Origin of the sequence: Lactobacillus sp. ESL0246 (assembly GCF_003692965.1) — a bacterium.
Lineage (GTDB): Bacteria > Bacillota > Bacilli > Lactobacillales > Lactobacillaceae > Lactobacillus.
In genome coordinates, this window is sequence record NZ_REHC01000012.1 from 34549 (window position 1) to 55742 (window position 21194).

Genomic DNA, 21194 nt, shown 5'->3' on the forward strand with positions numbered 1-21194 from the left:
TTATATTATACTACACCACCAAAAAAGGGAATTCTCTTCAGAATTCCCTTTGCTTGTGTACTTATCGAATTGGATAATTCTCAAATTAAGAATTTTTCACTTTTTAAATAGTAATGTTTAATCAACGTTGTTAATAGAATATATAGCACCAAAATTCCTAAAACTACCCACATAAAACTTAGTGGCATACGACCAAATCCCAATTTGGTAGCTAGAAATGAAAATGGAATTAAAGTACCAATGATTCCAGCACCAAACGTTGCAACGATGACAGTTGTTGTAGCGTGTTGCCCAATAAAGGGTAGGTGTCGATCTCGTAAAGCATGAATTACCATCTCTTGTGTCCACAGTGATTCAATAAACCATCCCGTGTGGAACAGAGCTATAAATGCAACCTGATTACTTGGACTAATTGCATTGAAATTTCCACCTACTAGATGAGGACAAATGATAAAGTATAACAAGCCAAAAGTTACAATATCAAAAACCGATGATGTCGGGCCAAAGTAAAACATGAACTTGGGTAATTTTTTGGTTGACCAAATTCTTGGTTCTTTCAAATAATCATTCGACATCTCATCAAATGGCAGAGACAAGCAACTTGTTCCATATAGCAAGTCAAGAACTAATAATTGTAATGGTAACATAGGTAAGAATGGTAAAAACGATGAGGCAACTAAAATCGATAAGATATTGCCAAAATTAGACGATAAAGTAATCTTAATGTACTTCGTAGTATTGCCAAAAACCTTTCGTCCAATCCTAACTCCAGTTTCTAAAACATTCATATCCTTGTGTAACAAGATAATATCTGCAGACTCCTTAGCAATATCTACCGCTGTATCCACAGATATTGAAACATCTGCCGCCTTCATTGCTGGCGCGTCATTAATTCCATCACCCATATAACCAACAGTATGACCATTCTGCTTTAACAGATTAATTATTTTGGTTTTATCTTCTGGCGATAGCTTAACGAAAATGTTGCATTCCTCAACCATCTTGGCTAGCTCTTCCGGACTCTTGTTTTCTAAGTCCGCTCCTGAATATATCGTATTAACACTTAAGCCAACTTGCAGGCCAATCGTTCTGGTAACTGCTTCATTATCACCTGTCAAAATTTTAACGGTAATTCCATCACTCTTCAAGCGAGCTAATGCATCCTTAGCACTTTCTTTCGGCGGATCAAGAAAAGCTAAGAATCCACACAAAATTAAATCATTTTCATCTTCAACAGAAAATTCTCCAACTGGAGCAGGATTACGCTTATATGCAATCATAATTACCCGAAGACCATCATCGTTCATGTCATTAACTTTTGCCATTACCTTTTGCTTACGTTCGGGGGTTAACGGTAAAATTTGCCCATCAACTTCAATCTTGGTCGAAACGGCAATCATTTCTTCAGATGCACCTTTAGTAACAAGTAAATGTTCACCATGTTTGCGATCTGAATTTGCCACAACCACGCTCATTCTTCTTCTGGAAAAGTCGAATGGAATTTCATCAATTTTATTGTAGTCACGTTGCATCTCATTAATATCTAATTCATCACCTGCAGCCTCAATAATTGCTTTATCAATCAGATTTTTCATTCCGGTTTGATAATATGAATTAAGATATCCTAATTCTAAAACATGCGAATTTTCATGCAGGTTTAAGTCATAGTGGCGTTCCAAAACAACTTTATCCTGTGTCAAAGTTCCAGTCTTATCGGTACATAAAATATCTGCCGAACCAAAGTTCTGAATCGAGTTCATCTTTTTAACGATTGTGCCCTTTTTAGACATCTCAATTGAACCCTTTACCAAGTTAGTAGTAACAATTACTGGTAACATTTCTGGAGTTAATCCTACTGCTGTCGCAATAGAAAAAATCAGTGCGTTGATCCAATCGCCCTTGGTTAAACCATTAATAATAAAAACAAGCGGTGCAATAATTGCTGTCATGATAATTAATAGTTTAGAAACATTTTTTATTCCAACGTCAAAAGCAGTATTCTTTACATCCTGATGAGCAATATCGTGAGCCAACTTACCAAACATTGTCCGCTCACCTGTTGCAAAAACAACTCCCAATCCAGACCCAGAGACTATCGTCGTGCCCTCATAAAGAATATTAGGATAATTTAAATAATCACGTTCCGAACCAATTTTAGGTTTCCGAGTTGCAATTTTTTCAATAGGATTTGATTCACCGTTTAAAGAACTGGATGAGCAAAAGAGGTCTTTGCTTGTAAGAAGCTTCATATCTGCCGGTACCATATCCCCTGCGGCTAATCTAATTACATCGCCAACAACTACTTCACTAGTATCAATTTCCTGATCTTTGCCATCACGCACAATATCCGTTGTAATTGAAACCATCTTAAGCAGTGAGTCAACTGCGTTAGAAGATCTAACATTTTGAATAAAATTAGTAACTCCTGATATAATTATCATTATTACCATAATTAAAACAGTGGTTAAGTCTTTTTGACCAGCTGGAACAAAAATGTAGTCTGTACATAAGGATAACGCTGCTAAAACCAATAGGACTAATGTAAATGGTGTGATAAACGCCTCCGTTAAGAAATGCAGTTTGGAATTGTGCTTGTTAGAAGCAATTGTATTAGAACCATATTCCTCACGATTTCGAACAACCTGTTCACTAGTTAGCCCATCACTACTAGCATGAAGTCGGGCCAAGGTTTCAGATCTACTTTCTTGTGCAATCTTTTTAACAAGTTCTAGATCTTTGTTGCTAGCCGCGTCAGTAGTTTTTCTACGCATCATCTCACTCCTTTTCTATTAAAAAATGCAAACAAACTAAAAAAGGATCCTACGTGCATCGTTAGGGATCCTCTTTTAAACAAGGTATCTTTGAAGTACTCGTCGTTCAGTTTTAACACTACGTGACGTAAGCTTAGGCTAGCTACCTGGTTACCGCCTTAAATCGACGGTAACTATTTAACTCGTTGGCATCTCTGGATGTTTCTGGGCGATAGCATGTGTTCACATAGGAGTCTCACCTAACAGTTTATTTGTTTTTCTTATCAGTATTGCGAGTGTATCAAAACAAGATACATAAGTCAACTTTTATTTATTTTTCAAATGCAAATTATTTTTAAAGAAATAAACTAAACAACCAATTATGATTACTAAGGCAAATGCAATTGGCAATGCCACTCTTCGTGGATGTGCAATTTGATCACGCTCTTGATTAGTTAAATCGTATTTATCAAGTGAATATTGATACTTTTGATCAATTGTTGTTGCGCATGCTCTAAAAACAAACCTTAATCCCTGATTAAATTTACGGCGATTGCTAGAACGTAAAGCATCAGACTGTGAACGGATAATGTTACTGCGAACATCCGCAGTAAATGCACCATGAAGGTCTTTACTAGAGTATATCTGGACGTTACGCTTGTTGTTTTTGCTTCCAACAACAATAAATACTGAACGCTTAGATTTGGTTAACTTTTGTGGCGTTAGATGGTCAATTCGGTTAACTGTCTCAACAATTATTTTAGGTTGTTCACTTGTTTGAAAATAGCGGTTATTCTTTGCAGTAATTAATTTTGTTGTTTCCCTTTCCAAAAGATTGCTCTTATCCTTTATATTAGGACTTGAAAATGCCGTTAAATTTAAAAATATCGCTGCTAAAAATACCAAAAATGCTATCTTAGTTTTCAGCATTTTCCAGTTTATGCGCCAATTGTTCCACGTACTGGCGATTAATTTTAATTTGCTCATAAGGAACCTCACAATCTTTCAAAAGGTCAATTACTAGTGGATTATCATGATAATCAAAGTAGTAATTGACTTTTTTTATACCAGCTTGCATTAACGCTTTGGAGCAATTATAACAAGGAAAATGCGTTACATAAATTTCTGTATTATCAGTTGAAACACCATTGCGAGCACACTGAATTAGTGAATTCATTTCAGAGTGAATTGTCCGTACGCAGTGTCCATCAACAAATTGGTGTCCCACGTCATCACAGTGTGCTTCACCTGAAACCGAACCATTATACCCCGTACCAATAATTCGATTAGCTTTAACCAGAACACTCCCCACAAGAGCTCTATCACAAGTTGATCGCTGGGCGATCACCAATGCTTGCATCATAAAGTATTGTTTCCAAGGAATTCGTTTACGCATCATTTTGCCTCTTATTAAAGTAGTTTAATCCAATTGCATCGCGCACTTCAGATAAGGTTTGCTCTGCAACATCATTAGCTTTTTGGGATCCCATTTCAAGCATTTCATAAACATCAGATAAATTTTTTTCATATTGAGCACGCCGTTCACGAATTGGAGCCAATTCCCTTTCCATTACCTGATTTAAATAACGTTTAATCTTAACATCACCTAAACCGCCCATTTGATATTCTTCCTTTAATTCTGCCACCTTATCTTTATCTGGATCGAAAATATCAAGATAAGTAAAAACAGTATTACCCTCAATCTTACCAGGATCTTCCACATGAACATGAGTGGGGTCGGTAAACATTGACATGATTTTCTTTTGAACAGTGGCAGAATCATCTGATAAATAAATTGCATTATCCAAAGATTTCGACATTTTGGCATTGCCATCTAGGCCCGGCAGTCTTCCCTGTCCTTTTTTAGGGAAATAACCTTCTGGCTCGACCAAAACATTGCAGTCATAAACCCGATTAAAAGTCCGTACAATTTCGCGAGTTTGTTCAAGCATCGGCTCCTGATCATCACCCACGGGAATAATAGTCGCCTTAAAAGCAGTAATGTCAGCAGCTTGAGATACAGGATAATTCAAAAATCCAACCGGAATAGAATCATTAAAACCTTTCTGCTTAATCTCACTTTTCACAGTTGGATTACGTTCCAAGCGGCTAACTGTCACTAAGTCCATATAGTAGGCAGTGAGCTCAAATAAAGCAGGAATCTGTGATTGAATAAAAATTGTTGAAATCTCAGGATCAATTCCAACTGCAAGATAATCAAGCGCAACTTGGATTAAACTATTACGAATTTTTTCAGGATTACGAGCATTATCAGTAAGCGCCTGCGTATCAGCAATCATAATATAAGGATGATACTTACCAGAATTTTGCAACTTTACCCGATTTTTCAACGAGCCAATATAGTGACCTACATGTAATTTTCCTGTTGGACGGTCGCCAGTAAGGATAACTTTCTTTTTCATTATAATTTGCCTTCTTTAAAAATTAAAATTCTTTTTTAATGAGATAATTATAGTTAATTCTATCAAAAATCAAGTAATGAATAAACATGGAGGATAAAATGTGTCACCAATTTCAAATACCTACTTTGTCAGAAATTAAAAAATACTTAATTAATGACCTAAAATTACCGTTAGTCGAGCCAACAACTTCTTTACCTGAAAATATTAATGTTTTCCCTAAAAATCAAGTTCCAGTTTTGCTTTATCAGAATGAACAACTTCTACTTAAATCTAAATCCTGGGGCTACCCTAGTCCATTTAACCATCAAAAAGTAGTTTTTAATGCTCGTATTGAACATTTTTTTGAAAAAAAGCCATCAATGTGGGATCAATCTTTTGCTAAGTCGCGCTGTTTAATTATCACTAAGCAATTTTTTGAATCAAGTAGACAAACTTATACTTCCCCAAATGGTCACAGATACCATGAAAACTTCGGGTTCCTAAACCCTAATGAACCATTAACAATGATAGCGGGTATTTATCAAAATGATCATTTTTCAATGGTTACAACTAAGCCTAATAGTATAATGGCTCCTATTCATAACCGCATGCCTCTCATTATTCAGTCTAGCGAATTACGCCAATGGTTATTTCAAAACTTCACTTCACTTGTTGATCGCCATAAAATAGACTTAGTTGTCAGACAAACACCACATGATATGCGCTAATCAACTAATTTTAAAACAAGGCTTGGCTTTAATCTAAAAACATGGTAAACTATCTCAGTAATGCGGGTATAGTTTAATGGTAAAATGTTAGCTTCCCAAGCTGAAGATGCGGGTTCGATTCACGCTATCCGCTTAATTAAAAAGACAACAGTTTAAAAGCTGTTGTCTTTTTTGTTAAGTCATAATAATTAAGATTATCCCATTTAAAATTGCCAAGTAAATCGGCATCCACAAAGTTTGTGTGTGAAGATATGACCAAGCAAAAATCGCACCAAAAAGTGCATTAATAAGCAAAAGTAGCGGTGAAGCTTGCCAATTAAGCACACTATATAAAATTCCGGATGTTAGAATTCCTTCAAGGGCTGTCATTAATGTATTACGTCGAAAAGTATAATTAAATAAAAAGCCAGTGATTAAAAACTCTTGCAAAATTGGCAAAACAACTCCTAGAGCAACTAACATAAACCAATAATTTGATACCGATTCATGCCGTAAATAAATCGTTTGAAAACCGTATAGCCTAAGTCTTGCATATGATTGTAGCCACGAAACAAAGATTCTTAGAGCGGTCACAACGATTGTTAAGATAATGGTCAAGCTAAAATTATTAAGCCAGCTTCCCGAAAATTCCCGATCGAAGTACCGCTGTTCACGATTAAATCGATAAGTAAAAAACAACAAAATCATTAATGATACTAAGCCAAATAAAATCAGATCCCAAAGATGAAGTGGCGAATTCATAGCCACTAGTTTAATAACACCAGCAACCATTAGGTAGCCAATGATATAAAATATATAGCGAATCAAATTCCCTTCTCTTGAAGCTGGTGTATTCACAAAAATTACTCCTATCTAGTTTTATGCCTTCTAAGTCCTATATTATAGCAAAAAACACAGAGTTTATGAATTGGCAGTTAGTTTTTCTATTCCACTTTAATATTATTAATATCATCTAATTTAACTTGTTGACCGTCTACAATGATTACTTCTGCATTATAACCTTCAACTACCCCTGTAATATCTGCCGACAATTGATCGTTACTATCAATTATTTTTACTTGAATATGAACTCGGCGATGATTGCTATACGCTCGCAATAACTGCATACCAATTTCTTCTTGAGTCATTTCTTTTCTCAATGTATACCGTACTTTACGCTTACTCTGATTGCACTTTATCGCCTGAATATGATCACTTAAAAAGAAACCTTGCCACTTTTTCATTTTGCGATCATGATAATTGGCAAAAAAATCCAAAACTATTTTGTCAAAATCACTCATATAAATCGCCACCATTATGTCCACCAACTAAATTGCTACGCTTAATTGCCGTTGCACCATGTAATAAACTTGAGGCCTTAACTAGACTTGTAAATCCGTATTTTTGATGAATTGAATCAATAGTTTTATTTATCATACTTTTCTTAATCTGCTGACTTGGCGTCAGTAAGAATGTCATCTGCTCATAATTAGCTGAGGTTAAATGGCTGCAACTCACGCTTAAAAGCCTGACAGGTTCACCATGCCAATTTTTTCGAAAAAGATTTATCAGTGCACAATTTAAAAACTGATCATCGTTAGTTGGAGTTATCTTTTGCTGAACATTAAATCCCTTGCTTTTACCATGATAAGAACGGGAAAAGCCTACATATAAACTTAAACATTTTGCTTGAAAATTATACGCACGTAATCTCGCTGCCACCTGTTCAACGATTTCACGCAAAACAATTTCTATTTCTCGTTGAATCGTATAATCATAATTTAAAATTTGAGAATTACCATAACTTGGGGATTCTGGAGGAGACTTTTCACTAATAATACTGCGATCAACACCCCAACTCGTAGCAAACAATTGAGCACCAATTATGCCAAATTCATTTGTTAAAATCGTTGGATTAGTATGTGCTAGATCATACATGTTCTTAATCCCCATTCGTTGCAAATGCTGAGCGGTTTTTTTACCAATTCCCCAAACATCTTCTAAATTATAAATTTTCCAAATAGTATCAGGAACATCAATATAGTGCCAATAGTCAATCATTGAATATCGGTGTTTAGCTGAAATATCCATAGCTAATTTAGCCAGTAATGGATTTTCTCCTATACCACAGGTAGTATAAAGACCTAAACTATTCTTAATTTCTACTTGTATTTTTCGCGCTACCAGGTAAGGATCATCACCAAATAATTGCCATGACTTGGTCATATCGACCATGCTTTCATCAATTGAATATACATGAATATCTTCGTCGGCCGCATATTTCCGAAAAATATCTAGTATCTGCATGCTACGTTTAATATAAAGATTCATGTGTGGTTCAACCAATATTAAATCGGGAGCCACTTTTTTTGAAGGAAGGTCACGTACTCGCATAACATTCGTCAATCCATATTTTTTCTTAGCTAAGGGAGAAGCCGCCATAATCAGTCCTGAGCCATAGTTAAGATTGGGACGATGTGATACAACCGCTAATACTGCTCGCATTGGATTTAATCCTAATGCAAGTGCTTCGCAACTTGCGAAAAATGATTTATTATCAATCATAAAAATCACGTGGTGTGGTTCATAACGATAATCATACATTGATTCTGCTCCTTTTTGCGAACGTAAGTTTGCTTTTGAATCAATTATACAAACGTAAGTTCGATTAAGCAAGAAAAAATTTAATCAATTTTAGTAATGATTACTTGATATTCACCATCTGGGGCAGCTACTCTTACCTTAGTTTGAACCCCTTTTTTCATAATTGCCTGACCTAAGGGAGAATTATAAGCTAGTTTGCCTTTTTCAATATCTGCTTGCATGCGACCAACAATTTGATACTCTTCTGTTTCACCGTCATCAAATTTTAAAAGAACTGTTTTACCCAAATCAACCTTGCCGTCATCTTTTTTTTCAACAACTTCCGCATACTTGAGTTGTTTATCAAGGTAACGTAATCTGCCTTGTAAATGTCCAAGTTCACGCTTGGCTTCTGTATACTCAGTGTTTTCTGATAAATCGCCAAGCGATCGCGCTTCTTGCAAAATTTTAATCCGTCGTGGTCGTTCTTTCTTTAACCGGTTGATTTCAGCTTCAATTTGATGATATCCTTCAGGCGTCATTTTTTGATAATAAACCAAAATATTCCCTCTCCGCTTTTGGAAAAACTCAGTCCAATTAGCTTTTTAAATTAGCACTCGTGAATTAAGAGTGCTAAATATTTCCATTTTATCAAACTGCATACTATAATAATCATTGTAAGGAAGAAAAGAAAGTACTTCTTACAGTTTAAACTAATTTTGAAAGGAAGTTTTTACTATGGCAAACGAAATGATGAATCGGCACAATGATTTATTCGATGCAATGAACGATTGGTTTGATCTTCCAAGAAAATTTTTTGATGGTAGCGAAGTGGCAAAGTTAATGCAATCAGACGTGGTTGAAAATAACCATGACTATGTAATTAAAATTGACATGCCAGGAATGAATAAAAATGATATTAATCTAAATTACTCTAATGGTGTTTTAAGCGTATCGGGAACAAGAAAGTCATTCAATGACTCAACTGATAAAAACGGTAGCATCATCCACCGCGAGAGAAGTGAGGGGCACATTTCACGTAGTTTCAGATTGCCAAACGTAGTTGCAAATGAGATTCATGCAAAGTATGATAATGGTGTATTGACTATTACCTTACCTAAGCAAAGCGCCGACAAGAGTGATAATTCAATTCAAATTGATTAACTTATGAATTAATGCAAGAAGTTCTAGCTAAGTTGTCAATACAAATAATTCTCTGAAGTGAGTTCAAGTGTTGAACTCACTTTTATTTTAGATTAAAATATTAATTAATTTAAAAATTAATTAAAAGGAGTTTTATTTATGCGACATCAAGTTACAATGCAAGAATTAGAACAATTTACACACAATTTTAATACCGACAAACATAATCAAGTTATTACTCGCGCTGTTCAAAAAAGTGGTGTTTTGGCAGCAGCATATAACAATCAAGTATCAAGGAATTTGACTCGGGTCTTTTCCACCGAGCTAGATACCGACAATGTAACTAACCAGCGTCAATCAGGACGTTGCTGGGAGTTTGCCACATTAAACATTTTACGGCACGCGTTTGGTAAAAAGTATCATTGTAAAAATTTTACTTTTTCACAAAGTTATAATTTTTTCTGGGATAAAATCGAACGAGCTAATATTTTTTATAATAATATCCTCGCTACTGCTGATCAGCCACTCGATTCACGTATTGTTAGAGCATATCTAGATAGTGCCGGTCAGGATGGCGGACACTTTCACATGGCAACTGCACTAATAGAAAAATATGGCATTGTGCCTTCTTATACTATGCCAGAAAGTTTTAATGCCAATAATACTGCTGGTTTAGGAAAAGCATTGGGTGATAAACTAAAAAAGGATGCTCTTGTCTTACGTAAATTAAAACAAACCGATACGGTTGAGAAAATTAATCAAGTCCGTGAACAATTTTTGAACGAAGTCTATCATATGACTACAGTTGCAATTGGTGAACCACCAAAGAAATTTGATTTAGAATACCGTGATGATGACCAAAATTATCATTTAGATAAGGACCTAACTCCATTAGAATTTTTACATAAATATTTAGCAGAAGTTAACTTCGATGATTATGTCGTATTAACTAATGCTCCCAACCATGAGTACAATAAACTTTATAGTATACCTGATGAACGCAATATTGAGGAAACATGTCAAATTCGTTTATTGAATGTACCCATTGAATACCTTGAAACAGCCACAGTCAAACAATTAAAAGATGGCGAAGCAGTCTGGTTTGGCAATGACGTTGGTGAACAAAGCGACCGTAAACAAGGAATTTTAGATAGCGAATTATATCAACTGAGCGATTTATTTGGAGTTAACCTTAAAATGTCAAAAGCAGATCGGCTACGTACCGGTGCTGGTGCATTTACTCATGCAATGGCTTTTGTAGGTGTAGATGAAGAACAAGGACAGATTCGTCAATGGAAAGTTGAAAATTCATGGGGTGAAAAAAATGGTGATAACGGGTTTTTTGTCATGAATAATGAATGGTTTAAAGAATATGTTTATGAGGTAGCTGTTCATAAAAAATATTTAACTCCTGAGCAATTAGCTTTGACAGAAGGTCCTGCAACCGATCTCCCCGTTTGGGATGCACTCGCCTAATTTTCTACAGACACCAGATAAGATTTAAATTAAATACTCCATAATTAGATTATCTAGTTATGGAGTATTTGTATGATTAAATTATAGATAGTCATTTAATTAAAAAAATTTTAAAGTTTTCTAGATACTTAAAGATATATTCCCATTTTTTATTTAAGTATGCCAATTAAAAAGATCTAGTTAAAACTAGATCTTGCTGAAATTGGAAAGATATCAAACTTTTAGTTATTTAAAATAAAAAGATGCTAAACTAAGTTTTCCGTGATCGTTTTTCGAGCAGTTTTGCAAGGTTATCTTAATGATATGGGTTGAATTTTTCCGATAAGCTAAATCAAAGTAGTTTAGTATGGTATTACCTTGCTCTTCAGGAATAACTTTCAAAGTCTTTACTCTCGACTTAACAATGTTACAATGGCTTATGGCGTTCAACTCAAGAGCAACAATACCATGACACCACCCTCCACCAGCACTTCTTATCTTACAAAAGTTATTCTTCTTATCCAACATTTCAAATATTGGCAATTAAACCCCCAAAATTAACTTTAATTCTGAGGGAAAACTTCAAAAGCCATGCTTTGTTTTTACCAAATTAATCGCTAAATTCGCAGTAGTAAAATGAACAAGCAAAAAGTATCACTGCTGTAAAAGTTAACAAACCATTTATCTATATTAAAAAAGTGGTATCAACATTGCACTGGCATTTTGAATGACGCAGTTAGTAGAATGCCTATAAGTACTTGTTTATGATAGAAAATTTTGATTATAAAAATACGAAACAAAAAATATATAATTCAAAAATAGTCATAAACAGCTATTAAAAGCTATTACTAAATGCGCTTAAGTTTATAATATACCTACCAGCGAAAACGTAAAGATTATATAAAAAAAAAAAAAAAAAGGAATATATAATTACCGGAATAATATTTTATTGAAAAATTAAAAAGGTCAATATATCTCAAGTCTATATTCCAGTATTATTAAGGCATATCAAATATTTAATTAACGTATTTAAGTTACTAAATAAATAGATATAAATTGGATAATATACGTATTTATTATTTGATAACGCATATTATTAATAATCAACTAGTAATTGATTATGATTAAAAGCAAACAAAAAAGGCAGTTATCCTGCCTTTTTTGATATTAATTCTATCTAAAACATTTAAAAACAAAGAGAAATCATTTTAACACTTTTCATTACTTGCCTGCATTAATAATTCATCAAAATTTTTAAAAAACAATTTTGGGTTAGCCTTAAGTGCTAAAGTAATTTCTCTACCATTAGGAATTTTTTATTCGACCCACAATTACACTCTCTGTCATAGACCAACTATTTGCATTGAAATTTTCGATTTCAAAACACGTGCAACCGCAAATGGATCCCAAAAAGCATTCCATTCTTGTGTTCCATTGGCATTAACCTGAACCACATTGCCATGACCGTCCAGTGAACCTAGCTTCTAATAGAGCCGAGTAATTTTATTTTCAATATCTGGTTAAATTTCAATAGCACACACTAGATTACTTAATCTTAGTGATCATATCTAAATGAGCCGGTTCAATCGCTTCTTGTGTATCCATCCTATCAGTATCATTCAACATTGGTAAATAGTTAAAGGAATATGATGCTGTCCGCCATACTTCTGGAAACTGGTTGACAGTGCCAGAAGTTGACTTAGCTACTTTCAGCTCATCGCCACGTAAATTAAAACGATCGGTCATCTTTCGGCAATCTTCTACCGCCGGATCAATGTAACCATCAGCATCAATCCGCGCTAACGCTAAGCAACTTAATATTTGGCGCTTGTAATAGCAATAAATATGATACTAGATCATCAATATTACTATCATGATTAAAATAAATTTGCTTCATTTTTCTTCCTATTTCGATTTAATATAATTTTGTCCATCAGCTGCTGGTGCAACTGATTTTCCAAAGAAAAGCACTAAAATAATTATAGTGATTGCATACGGTGCAATCTGCATATAGACCGATGGAATATGATTGAACAAAGGTAATTGATTGCCAATAATACTAATACTTTGGGCAAAACCAAAAAATAAGGAAGCTAACATTGCTCCAAGTGGATTCCATTTACCAAAAATCATCGCAGCCAATGCCATAAAGCCCTGCCCAACAATGGTGGAAATCGAAAAATTACCAGAAATAGCTTCGGCAAAGACAGCACCGCCGATTCCCCCTAAAAGTCCAGAAGTTAAAACGCCAACATAGCGCATCCCATAAACATTAACGCCAACCGTATCGGCAGCTTGAGGATTTTCGCCACATGATCGCAACCGCAATCCAAAACGGGTTTTATATAATATCCACCATAAAATAATAGTTACAATAATTGCCACCCATGCTGGTGCAAAAGTATTTTGAAACAGAATCTGTCCAATAACCGGAATATCAGCTAAACCGGGAAAATTAAAATAACCAAAACTTTGTGAAATATTTTCAGTTTGTCCTTTATCATAAATTGCTTTAACTAGGAACACAGCTAGCGGTGGCGCCATTAAATTAAGAACCGTTCCGCTGATCACATGATCAGCATGAAAGTTAATTGTAGCAACCGCATGCAGAAGTGAAAAAATCAAACCAACAATACCACCAACAATTAAACCAATCCATGGTGTTATTTTCCCCAAGGATGATGCAAATGTTAAGTTAAACATAATGGAAGAAAAAGCGCCCATTGTCATAATTCCTTCTAAACCAATATTAGTTATCCCGGAATTCTCACTATAAACACCACCAAGAGAAGTAAAAATTAAAGGTGTTGAATAAACAATCGTTGATGAAACCAACAGAGATAAAATTGCTACCAAATCCATTATTTACGACCTCCTTCAATATTAGCGGGTTAATTTTCATCAACAACCGTTTGGGGCTTAGTTTTAAATAACAAACCAATTACATATTGTATTGCAACAAAAAAGATAATTGCTGCAATTACAATTGAAACAATTTCATAAGGTATGCCAGCAATAGTCTGCATACCCAATCCACCTATTTTTAATATTGAAAAGAGGATAGCGGCTAGCAAAATTCCGATAGCTGTTCCTCCACCAAGCAATGCGACAGACAGGCCATCCCAACCAATATCAAGGCTTGTAGTTTGGTTAAAGTAATTTTGATACGTACCCAAACCTTGGACAACACCACCTAACCCGGCAAAGCCACCTGACAATAGCATTGAAAGTACAATATTCTTTTTAGTAGACATCCCCGCATACCGGCCAGCATAAGGATTCGCACCTACAGAACGAATTTCAAAACCAATTGTTGTTTTTTTCATTAGATACCAATATGCTACAACTGCAACTAAAGCCAAAAAAATTCCAGCGTTAATTCTTGATTCACCAAACATAGAAGTAAGCCAACTGATTTTTAGACTACCATTTTGAGAAATTGTCTTAGTAGTATCTGTATCAATGCGCAACCCCCCAGGCATAACTTGCTGCATTAAGTATTGGCAAGAATACAATACAATATAATTGAGCATAATTGTGGTAATAACCTCATTCGTACCAAATTGTGCCCGTAACCAACCAGCAATTCCTGCAACAAAAGCACCAGCAACCGCACCGGCAATCGTAGCCAAAGGTAAAAGTAGGAATTTAGGCATATTAGGGTTAGCTAAGACAATCCAAATTGAAGTCAACCATCCTGCCTGCGCTTGACCTGGTAACCCAATATTGAAAAAACCTGCACTAGATGCAACTGCAAAACCAATAGCTGTGAATATCAGAGGCGTTGCTTCACGAATAGTTTCTCCAATACCATTCATATTGCCCAACGCACTTGAAAACATTGAACTATACGCTTCAAATGGATTATAACTCCAGATAAGCATAATTACCGCACCAACTAAAAATCCAGCTAAAATTGAAATTGTGAGCACTAAAAACTTTTTGATTCTAGGGGTTACTTTAAGCAACAGAGCTTCCTTCTTTCTTAACACCAGTCATTAATAGACCCAGCTCTTCATCACTGGTTGTTTTTGGCATTACTTCACCAGAAATATTACCATCATGCAAAACAATAATCCGATCCGATAATTGCATAATTTCATCTAATTCATACGAGATCAGCAAAATAGCTTTACCTTTAGCTCGCTCTTGTAAGAGCTGTCGGTGAATATATTCAATTGCACCAACATCAAGACCACGTGTTGGTTGAAACGCAATAATCAAGTCACTATTTCGACTCAATTCCCGCGCAATAATTACTTTTTGTTGATTACCACCGGATAAGTCACTTACAGGTACACTGCTGCTAGTGGTACGAATATCAAATTGCTTAATCAACTGATTAGCATGCGAATTAATTACATCATGGTGCAAGACGTGATGATTAGAAAAAGGTGCTTGATAATATGATTGCAAAGCTAAATTATCCGAGATTGAAAAAGGCATAATTAAGCCGTACTTTTGACGATCTGCTGGAATACATGAAACACCCGCTTCAGTGATTTCACGTACTTTTCGATTTGTCATTTCCTGTCCATTAATCAATATATGACCAGTATTAACGTGCTGTAAGCCAGTTAATGCTCGAACCAATTCGTCTTGACCATTACCATCAATTCCTGCAACACCAAGAATTTCTCCAGCATGCAAATTAAAAGATAAATCTTTTAATGCCATAATGCCTTGATTATTTTTAACTTGCAAATTATTAACCTGCAAGATAGTTTTACCCACTGTAGCAAGTGGTTTATCAAGACGCATATTAACATGACGCCCTACCATTAATTCTGCTAATCGATTATCAGTAACACCAGCAACATCAAATGTACCAACACTCTTGCCAGAACGAATTACAGTTACCCTATCAGCCACTCGTTTAATTTCTTCCAATTTATGAGTAATTAAAATGATTGCCTTACCTTCTTTAGATAACTCTTTCAAGATTTGAATAAACTCAGTAATTTCTTGTGGCGTTAATACAGCAGTGGGTTCATCAAAAATCATAATATCTGCGCCTCGATATAGTACTTTGAGAATTTCAACTCGTTGTTGTTGTGCTACCGTTATTTCACTAATTTTTTTATTAGGGTCAACATTTAAATTATAGCGTTGTGATAGCTCTTGAATTTGTTGAAAGGCTTTTCTAAAATCAAGTTTTGGTCCTTTAGTTGTTTCATGGCCTAAAATAATATTCTCTAAAACGGTAAAAGAATCCATTAGCATAAAATGCTGATGAACCATTCCTATCCCCAAGTCCTTAGCTACTGTCGGATTCTTGATTCTAACTTGCTGTCCACGAACCAACACTTTTCCAGAAGTAGGGGTTAATAGTCCTGACAAAATACTCATAAGGGTTGATTTACCTGCACCATTTTCACCAAGAAGAGCCAAAATTTCACCTTTTTTAAGTGTAAGATTGATATCATCATTGGCTCTTAAGCCGTCAAATTCCTTAATAATATGACGCATTTCGATTACATTAGCCGTGTTTTCCATTATTTATTTTCCTTTTATAAAAAACTCTTTGTCACACACAAAGAGTTTTTTAAACACTCAATTATTTTTATTAGCTAACAGTTGGTTCTTCTTACTAAATCAAAAATAGGATTTTTTTAAACTACATAACACGCCAGTCACGTAATTTTGTAGACATGCCCAACATACGGTCCTATAAAAATTATTTACTTGGATGAATTGGCACTTTAATTTCGTTGTCTATAATTTGTTGACGTGCTTCACGCGAATATTTCCATGCCGTATCACTTATCTGACCACGCTTAATTGAAACTCCGTTAGTCTTCAAACCATAAACCAACTGTTGACCTCCGGGAAACTTACCTTCGTAAGCACGGTTAGCAATATCATATGTAGCTACATCTACACCAGTAATAACAGAAGTTAAAACACAATTTTCTTTTTTACCATCTTTATTCTTGTAATTACCCAAATGTGATTGATCAACATCTACACCAATAGCCCAAACTTTTTTACCATCAGGACGGTTTTGATTGAGGGCCTTAGCTTCTTGGAAAAGACCATTACCTGCCAAACCGGAAGCGTGAAAAATAATGTCAGCCTTTTTAGCATACATTGATTGTGCAATAGCTTTTTCCTTGTCAGCACTAGTAAAATCACCAACATATTGATTCAACAAAGTAATCTTCTTATGTAATTTCTTAGCCTGATCTTTAACTCCCCGAGTAAATCCGGCATCAAAAAGATCAATAATATCACTATGCGTACCACCAATAAAACCAACGGTATTTGTCTTAGTTTCTGTGGCAGCAACAACACCTGCTAAATATGAAGCTTGCTCGCTCTTAAAATTAGCCGAAGCAACATTCTTTTGTCCCTTAATCACATCGTCAATAATAACAAAGTTTCTTTTTGAATCCTTTTTAGCAGCGGCACTAACAGCATCTTTTAAGCTATAACCTACACCAAATATTGTTTGGTATCCTGCTTTACTAGCTTGATCAAAGTTAGGTTCAAAATCAGCAGCACTACTTGATTGGAAATATTGATACCCGTTACGACCTCGATTTAAGTTGTGTTCTGAACCATATTTCTTAAATCCACGCCATGCAGACTGATTGAATGAATTATCATTAACACCTGCAGTATCGGTAATCAGAGCTATCGAGTGTTTCGCACTATTACCTGAATTTCCGCTTCCCCCCTGCTTTTTACCAGAACATGCAGTAAATGCTATCGCAGCCGCAGCTATCATTGTAGTGACAGTAAAAACTTTTTTAATCTTAGACTCCATAAATAATCCTCCTAATATTTCTTCCAATTAATAAAATATCAACATTTAGTGGTTATGTCAAAATTGCGCCACAAGATAAAGTGTTGATGTGACAATGTTTTTATTTTTGCTCTAATTGCAAGTTCACCTAGGTAGAGCAAAATTTTGTATACACCAAAATTTAAAAAATAATTTTTTGCATTTAATTTTCGCAAAAGCCAAATCTTTTAATTAATACCTCGTTTTAACCCACTCGTTAAATATTCCATTCTGCCATAAATTCTTTGACAAAATTACGCATAAGTTCTGTTCGCTGGTGAGCTTCCCTTCTTCCACCCTCTGTATTCATTGTTTTTTCTAACTGAAATAATTTTTCATAAAAATGATTAATTGTTGTTTCTTGATGCTGGCGATATTGATCATGACTGAACAATTTTTGAGGTTTAATTTGTGGATCATAAATTAAATTTCCATGTGCGCCGCCATATGTAAAAGCCCGTGCAATTCCTATTGCTCCTAAACTTTCAATGCGGTCAGCATCTTGCACATAGGCGCCAGATAATGGTAATTGGTAATGGTGCTCAATGTTCTTAGAAAAAGACATATGTTGCATCGTAAATAAGATATCCTTAATCTCCAAATCTGTAAAACCAACCTGCGGTAACAGAGTCTTAATTTGCGTTAAAACTGATTCTGGAGCAGCACAAATCTTTTCATCAATCGTATCGTGTAGATAGCCTGCTGTTTGAATAATCGCCACCAATCTACTGTCAGAATGTGCATCCGGATTATCCTGCAAGTAAAGTTGACTGGCTAAATGTGCTACACGCTGTCCATGATAAAAGTCATGACCAGTCTTTTCGTCTTTTAATTGTTCTTTAACAAAATTAATTATTTTTCTTAAATCCAACTCAAGTATTCCTTTCCTTTAAACTTAATTAGTTTAACGCGATAAATAGTTAATCATCCTTTGATCAGTTAATTCTAAAACCATCAAAATTTAATATTAGCATATTTCGATAAGTAATTAGCATTAGCACTATATTAAAACCATCCTTAATTTATCTTAACAAAATCCGATAAATTAAAGATAACTATTTTATATGATGTTAATCAAAGCCGCTTCCCAGAGTTGAACTGAGGACCTCCTCCTTACCACGGCGGTGCTCTACCTGCTGAGCTAAAGCGGCAAGTCAATTGTAACAAAAAAATATTCGCCATGTTGGTGAATACCAAAATTTATTACAATTTTTGTATGACTGCATATCTTTACTAATTGAGCTGTAATCACAGGACTACGACATTATCAGCATCCATTTTTTATCCACTATGCAATTTAATTTTGTGAATTCTTCAATGCTTTTATCTCATTGCATACCTCGCTACTAACTATCAACTTTAATTGAATGTCAAAAGCTTTAAACATACTTTTAGAATGGGGTTGTTCACCAAGAATTTCATATTCTTTACCCTTTATTGTTATTTGTTTTTATTGCAGTCAAAATAGCTTTTCCTATCGCTGTTGGTAGTAAATTAACTTTCAATAAATCATCAACCGCAATCCAAGATGGGAAATAAAGATTATCAGAATTTTGCCGTTTTTTTTCTTCACCACCAATTTTGGGTGCAGCAATATATGGAATTTGCTCACAAAAAAATACTTGTTCCTCAATTTGATCTGTTTTTGTGAATAAATATTCTAAATTTGTAGATACTAACTCAATTCCTAATTCTTCATGTATTTCTCGCATGGCTGTTTCTTGTGGACTTTCACGCCCTTTACTTCCGCCACCGGGAACTACCCAATAATCACGTCCATATTTAGTTCGATGAATCAACAAAACCTTATCGGCTTTTTGATTATATAACACTACACGAGCTCGCATTTTTTTGCCTTCTCCAATCTAAAAACCCGCCACACAGCAATGCAGCGTGGCGGATTCACGTTTAGTCTTTAATATTAACTAAAGTATACTTTCGCTTACCCTTACGGACGATTACGTATTTGCCCGCAAAAGCTCTATCAGGATCAATTTGATAGTCAACCGATTCTTCACGATCACCATTAATATAAATAGCACCATTTGCAATATCTTCACGAGCTTGCCGCCTGGATGGTTCAATCTCTGTATCGACTAAGAAATCAACAATATTTTTTATTCCAGGTTCTGATTCAACAGTTGGAGCATTCTTAAGCCCCTGCTCAATCTGCTTAATTGATAAGTTTTTAATATCACCAGAAAACAATGAGGCAGTAATCATTTCTGCTTCAGCCAATCCTTCATCACCGTGCACAAATCTGGTTACTTCTTTAGCTAGTGTCTTTTGTGCTGTGCGTTTCCACGGCTCATTCTTAACTTGAATAGCTAAATCGTTAATTTCTTCTCGGCTTAAGAAAGTAAAGTACTTCAAATACTTAATAACATCACGATCATCTTGATTAATCCAAAATTGATAAAATTCATACGGACTGGTTTTTTCTGGATCAAGCCAGACAGCTCCACCAGCTGATTTACCAAATTTTGTACCATCGGCTTTTAGCATTAAAGGAATTGTTAGCCCAAAAGCCGGCCTTTCTGTCCCTAACAATTTATGAATCAAATCAATTCCCGCCGTAATATTGCCCCATTGATCACTACCACCAATTTGCATTTGAACATCATGGTCTTTGTTAAGATGATAAAAATCAATTGCCTGTAAAATTTGATAAGAAAATTCTGTGAAAGAAATACCATTTTCTAATCGACTGGCAACTACATCTTTATTCAGCATGTTGTTAACTTGGAAGTATTTGCCATAATCACGCAAAAAATCAATTAGACTTAATTTGTCTAGCCACTCAGCATTATTCACAATTTCAAAATTTTCGCTACCAAACAATTTTTCCATTTGCCTAGTTAAAGCCACTTCATTTTGATGCAATTTTTCTGCACTGAGTAAAACCCGCTCCGATTTTCGACCTGATGGATCACCAATATTTCCTGTCCCACCACCGATTACAATTACCGGATGATAACCAGCCAACTGAAATCTTTTTAGAATCATAAAGGGAATCAAATGACCAATATGAAGTGAGTCTCCAGTTGGATCAGTACCACAATATAGGGCTAATTCATCATGCTCTTGCAAATATTTAGCCAATCCAGCTTCGTCTGTTTGCTGATTGATTGCTCCACGCCATTTCAAATCTTCCAAAATATCAAAGTTTGCCATCTTTTTCCTCCAATAAAAAAGTCCCTAGATTCTGAATAGAATCTAGGGACGACTAAATTAATTATTTTAGCCGTGGTACCACCCACGTTTACGCTATTATCAGCGTCTCAACTACGGTCATTATTGGAACCACCCTACTTTGTATTTCACTATCATCAACCTGTCTAGCTCACACCAACCGCTAGTTCTCTGA

At 35.1% G+C, this 21194-nt stretch carries 19 protein-coding genes, 2 tRNA genes, 1 pseudogene and 1 riboswitch; of the genes and pseudogenes, 4 read left to right on the plus strand and 18 right to left on the minus strand.

What is annotated here, in order from left to right:
• Positions 1-80: 80 nt before the first annotated feature.
• The 4 genes from mgtA to trpS all read right to left on the minus strand — a co-directional run bounded on the left by mgtA (position 81) and on the right by trpS (position 5173).
• The gene (gene mgtA, locus F5ESL0246_RS06840; RefSeq protein WP_370448557.1) at positions 81-2774 is read right to left on the minus strand and encodes a magnesium-translocating P-type ATPase; all 2694 of its coding nucleotides are present in this window, start codon (positions 2772-2774) and stop codon (positions 81-83) included.
• Between the two features lie 87 nt (positions 2775-2861).
• Positions 2862-3025: riboswitch (M-box (ykoK) riboswitch) on the minus strand.
• A 52-nt stretch (positions 3026-3077) separates the two neighbouring features.
• Positions 3078-3680, minus strand: coding sequence for a TPM domain-containing protein (locus tag F5ESL0246_RS06845; protein WP_122018969.1), 603 nt, complete (start codon positions 3678-3680; stop codon positions 3078-3080).
• Positions 3667-4146, minus strand: coding sequence for a deaminase (locus F5ESL0246_RS06850; RefSeq protein ID WP_122018971.1), 480 nt, complete (start codon positions 4144-4146; stop codon positions 3667-3669). The genes F5ESL0246_RS06845 and F5ESL0246_RS06850 overlap by 14 nt, the downstream gene beginning before the upstream one ends.
• The gene (gene trpS, locus F5ESL0246_RS06855; RefSeq protein ID WP_122018973.1) at positions 4139-5173 is read right to left on the minus strand and encodes a tryptophan--tRNA ligase; all 1035 of its coding nucleotides are present in this window, start codon (positions 5171-5173) and stop codon (positions 4139-4141) included. Before trpS ends, F5ESL0246_RS06850 begins: the two co-directional genes overlap by 8 nt.
• Positions 5174-5271: 98 nt before the next feature.
• Here trpS and F5ESL0246_RS06860 point away from each other — a divergent pair, with 98 nt between their 5' ends.
• Positions 5272-5880, plus strand: a complete 609-nt coding sequence (locus tag F5ESL0246_RS06860; RefSeq protein WP_122018975.1) for an SOS response-associated peptidase family protein — start codon at positions 5272-5274, stop codon at positions 5878-5880.
• A gap of 62 nt (positions 5881-5942) precedes the next feature.
• Positions 5943-6013: transfer RNA gene (locus F5ESL0246_RS06865), tRNA-Gly, on the plus strand.
• Positions 6014-6054: 41 nt separating this feature from the next.
• Here F5ESL0246_RS06865 and F5ESL0246_RS06870 read toward each other — a convergent pair.
• The 4 genes from F5ESL0246_RS06870 to greA all read right to left on the minus strand — a co-directional run bounded on the left by F5ESL0246_RS06870 (position 6055) and on the right by greA (position 9002).
• Positions 6055-6717 (minus strand): CPBP family intramembrane glutamic endopeptidase, encoded by a 663-nt coding sequence (locus tag F5ESL0246_RS06870; RefSeq protein WP_122018977.1) that lies wholly within the window; start codon positions 6715-6717, stop codon positions 6055-6057.
• 86 nt (positions 6718-6803) lie between these two features.
• The gene (locus tag F5ESL0246_RS06875) at positions 6804-7160 is read right to left on the minus strand and encodes a hypothetical protein (protein WP_233551607.1); all 357 of its coding nucleotides are present in this window, start codon (positions 7158-7160) and stop codon (positions 6804-6806) included.
• The gene (locus F5ESL0246_RS06880) at positions 7153-8463 is read right to left on the minus strand and encodes a nucleotidyltransferase (protein WP_122018981.1); all 1311 of its coding nucleotides are present in this window, start codon (positions 8461-8463) and stop codon (positions 7153-7155) included. The genes F5ESL0246_RS06875 and F5ESL0246_RS06880 overlap by 8 nt, the downstream gene beginning before the upstream one ends.
• A gap of 80 nt (positions 8464-8543) precedes the next feature.
• A complete protein-coding gene (greA, locus tag F5ESL0246_RS06885) occupies positions 8544-9002 on the minus strand; it encodes a transcription elongation factor GreA (RefSeq protein WP_122018983.1) in 459 nt (152 codons plus the stop codon).
• Between the two features lie 178 nt (positions 9003-9180).
• On the opposite strand from greA, the gene F5ESL0246_RS06890 reads away from it, so the two are divergent.
• Positions 9181-9606, plus strand: a complete 426-nt coding sequence (locus F5ESL0246_RS06890) for an Hsp20/alpha crystallin family protein (protein ID WP_122018985.1) — start codon at positions 9181-9183, stop codon at positions 9604-9606.
• A gap of 138 nt (positions 9607-9744) precedes the next feature.
• Complete coding sequence (locus F5ESL0246_RS06895; protein ID WP_122018987.1) at positions 9745-11061, plus strand: C1 family peptidase; 1317 nt, start codon at positions 9745-9747, stop codon at positions 11059-11061.
• A 225-nt stretch (positions 11062-11286) separates the two neighbouring features.
• On the opposite strand, the gene F5ESL0246_RS06900 is transcribed toward F5ESL0246_RS06895, so the two are convergent.
• The 10 genes and pseudogenes from F5ESL0246_RS06900 to tyrS all read right to left on the minus strand — a co-directional run bounded on the left by F5ESL0246_RS06900 (position 11287) and on the right by tyrS (position 21001).
• Positions 11287-11583: a hypothetical protein gene (locus F5ESL0246_RS06900; RefSeq protein WP_122018989.1), complete on the minus strand. Its 297-nt coding sequence runs from the start codon at positions 11581-11583 to the stop codon at positions 11287-11289.
• An 803-nt stretch (positions 11584-12386) separates the two neighbouring features.
• Positions 12387-12937 (minus strand): annotated as a pseudogene (locus F5ESL0246_RS06905) (nucleoside hydrolase); the annotation flags it as partial.
• An 8-nt stretch (positions 12938-12945) separates the two neighbouring features.
• The gene (locus tag F5ESL0246_RS06910; protein ID WP_122018991.1) at positions 12946-13902 is read right to left on the minus strand and encodes an ABC transporter permease; all 957 of its coding nucleotides are present in this window, start codon (positions 13900-13902) and stop codon (positions 12946-12948) included.
• A 29-nt stretch (positions 13903-13931) separates the two neighbouring features.
• On the minus strand, positions 13932-15008 hold the full coding sequence (locus tag F5ESL0246_RS06915) for an ABC transporter permease (RefSeq protein ID WP_122018992.1): 1077 nt from the start codon (positions 15006-15008) through the stop codon (positions 13932-13934).
• Positions 15001-16536, minus strand: coding sequence for an ABC transporter ATP-binding protein (locus F5ESL0246_RS06920; protein ID WP_122018994.1), 1536 nt, complete (start codon positions 16534-16536; stop codon positions 15001-15003). The genes F5ESL0246_RS06915 and F5ESL0246_RS06920 overlap by 8 nt, the downstream gene beginning before the upstream one ends.
• Before the next feature lie 181 nt (positions 16537-16717).
• A complete protein-coding gene (locus F5ESL0246_RS06925; RefSeq protein WP_122018995.1) occupies positions 16718-17809 on the minus strand; it encodes a BMP family protein in 1092 nt (363 codons plus the stop codon).
• 235 nt (positions 17810-18044) lie between these two features.
• Positions 18045-18698, minus strand: coding sequence for an HD domain-containing protein (locus tag F5ESL0246_RS06930; RefSeq protein ID WP_122018997.1), 654 nt, complete (start codon positions 18696-18698; stop codon positions 18045-18047).
• 207 nt (positions 18699-18905) lie between these two features.
• Positions 18906-18978 (minus strand) — tRNA-Thr (locus tag F5ESL0246_RS06935).
• Positions 18979-19254: 276 nt separating this feature from the next.
• Positions 19255-19674, minus strand: coding sequence for an NUDIX domain-containing protein (locus tag F5ESL0246_RS06940; protein ID WP_122018999.1), 420 nt, complete (start codon positions 19672-19674; stop codon positions 19255-19257).
• 61 nt (positions 19675-19735) lie between these two features.
• A complete protein-coding gene (gene tyrS, locus F5ESL0246_RS06945) occupies positions 19736-21001 on the minus strand; it encodes a tyrosine--tRNA ligase (protein ID WP_122019001.1) in 1266 nt (421 codons plus the stop codon).
• Positions 21002-21194: the final 193 nt, after the last annotated feature.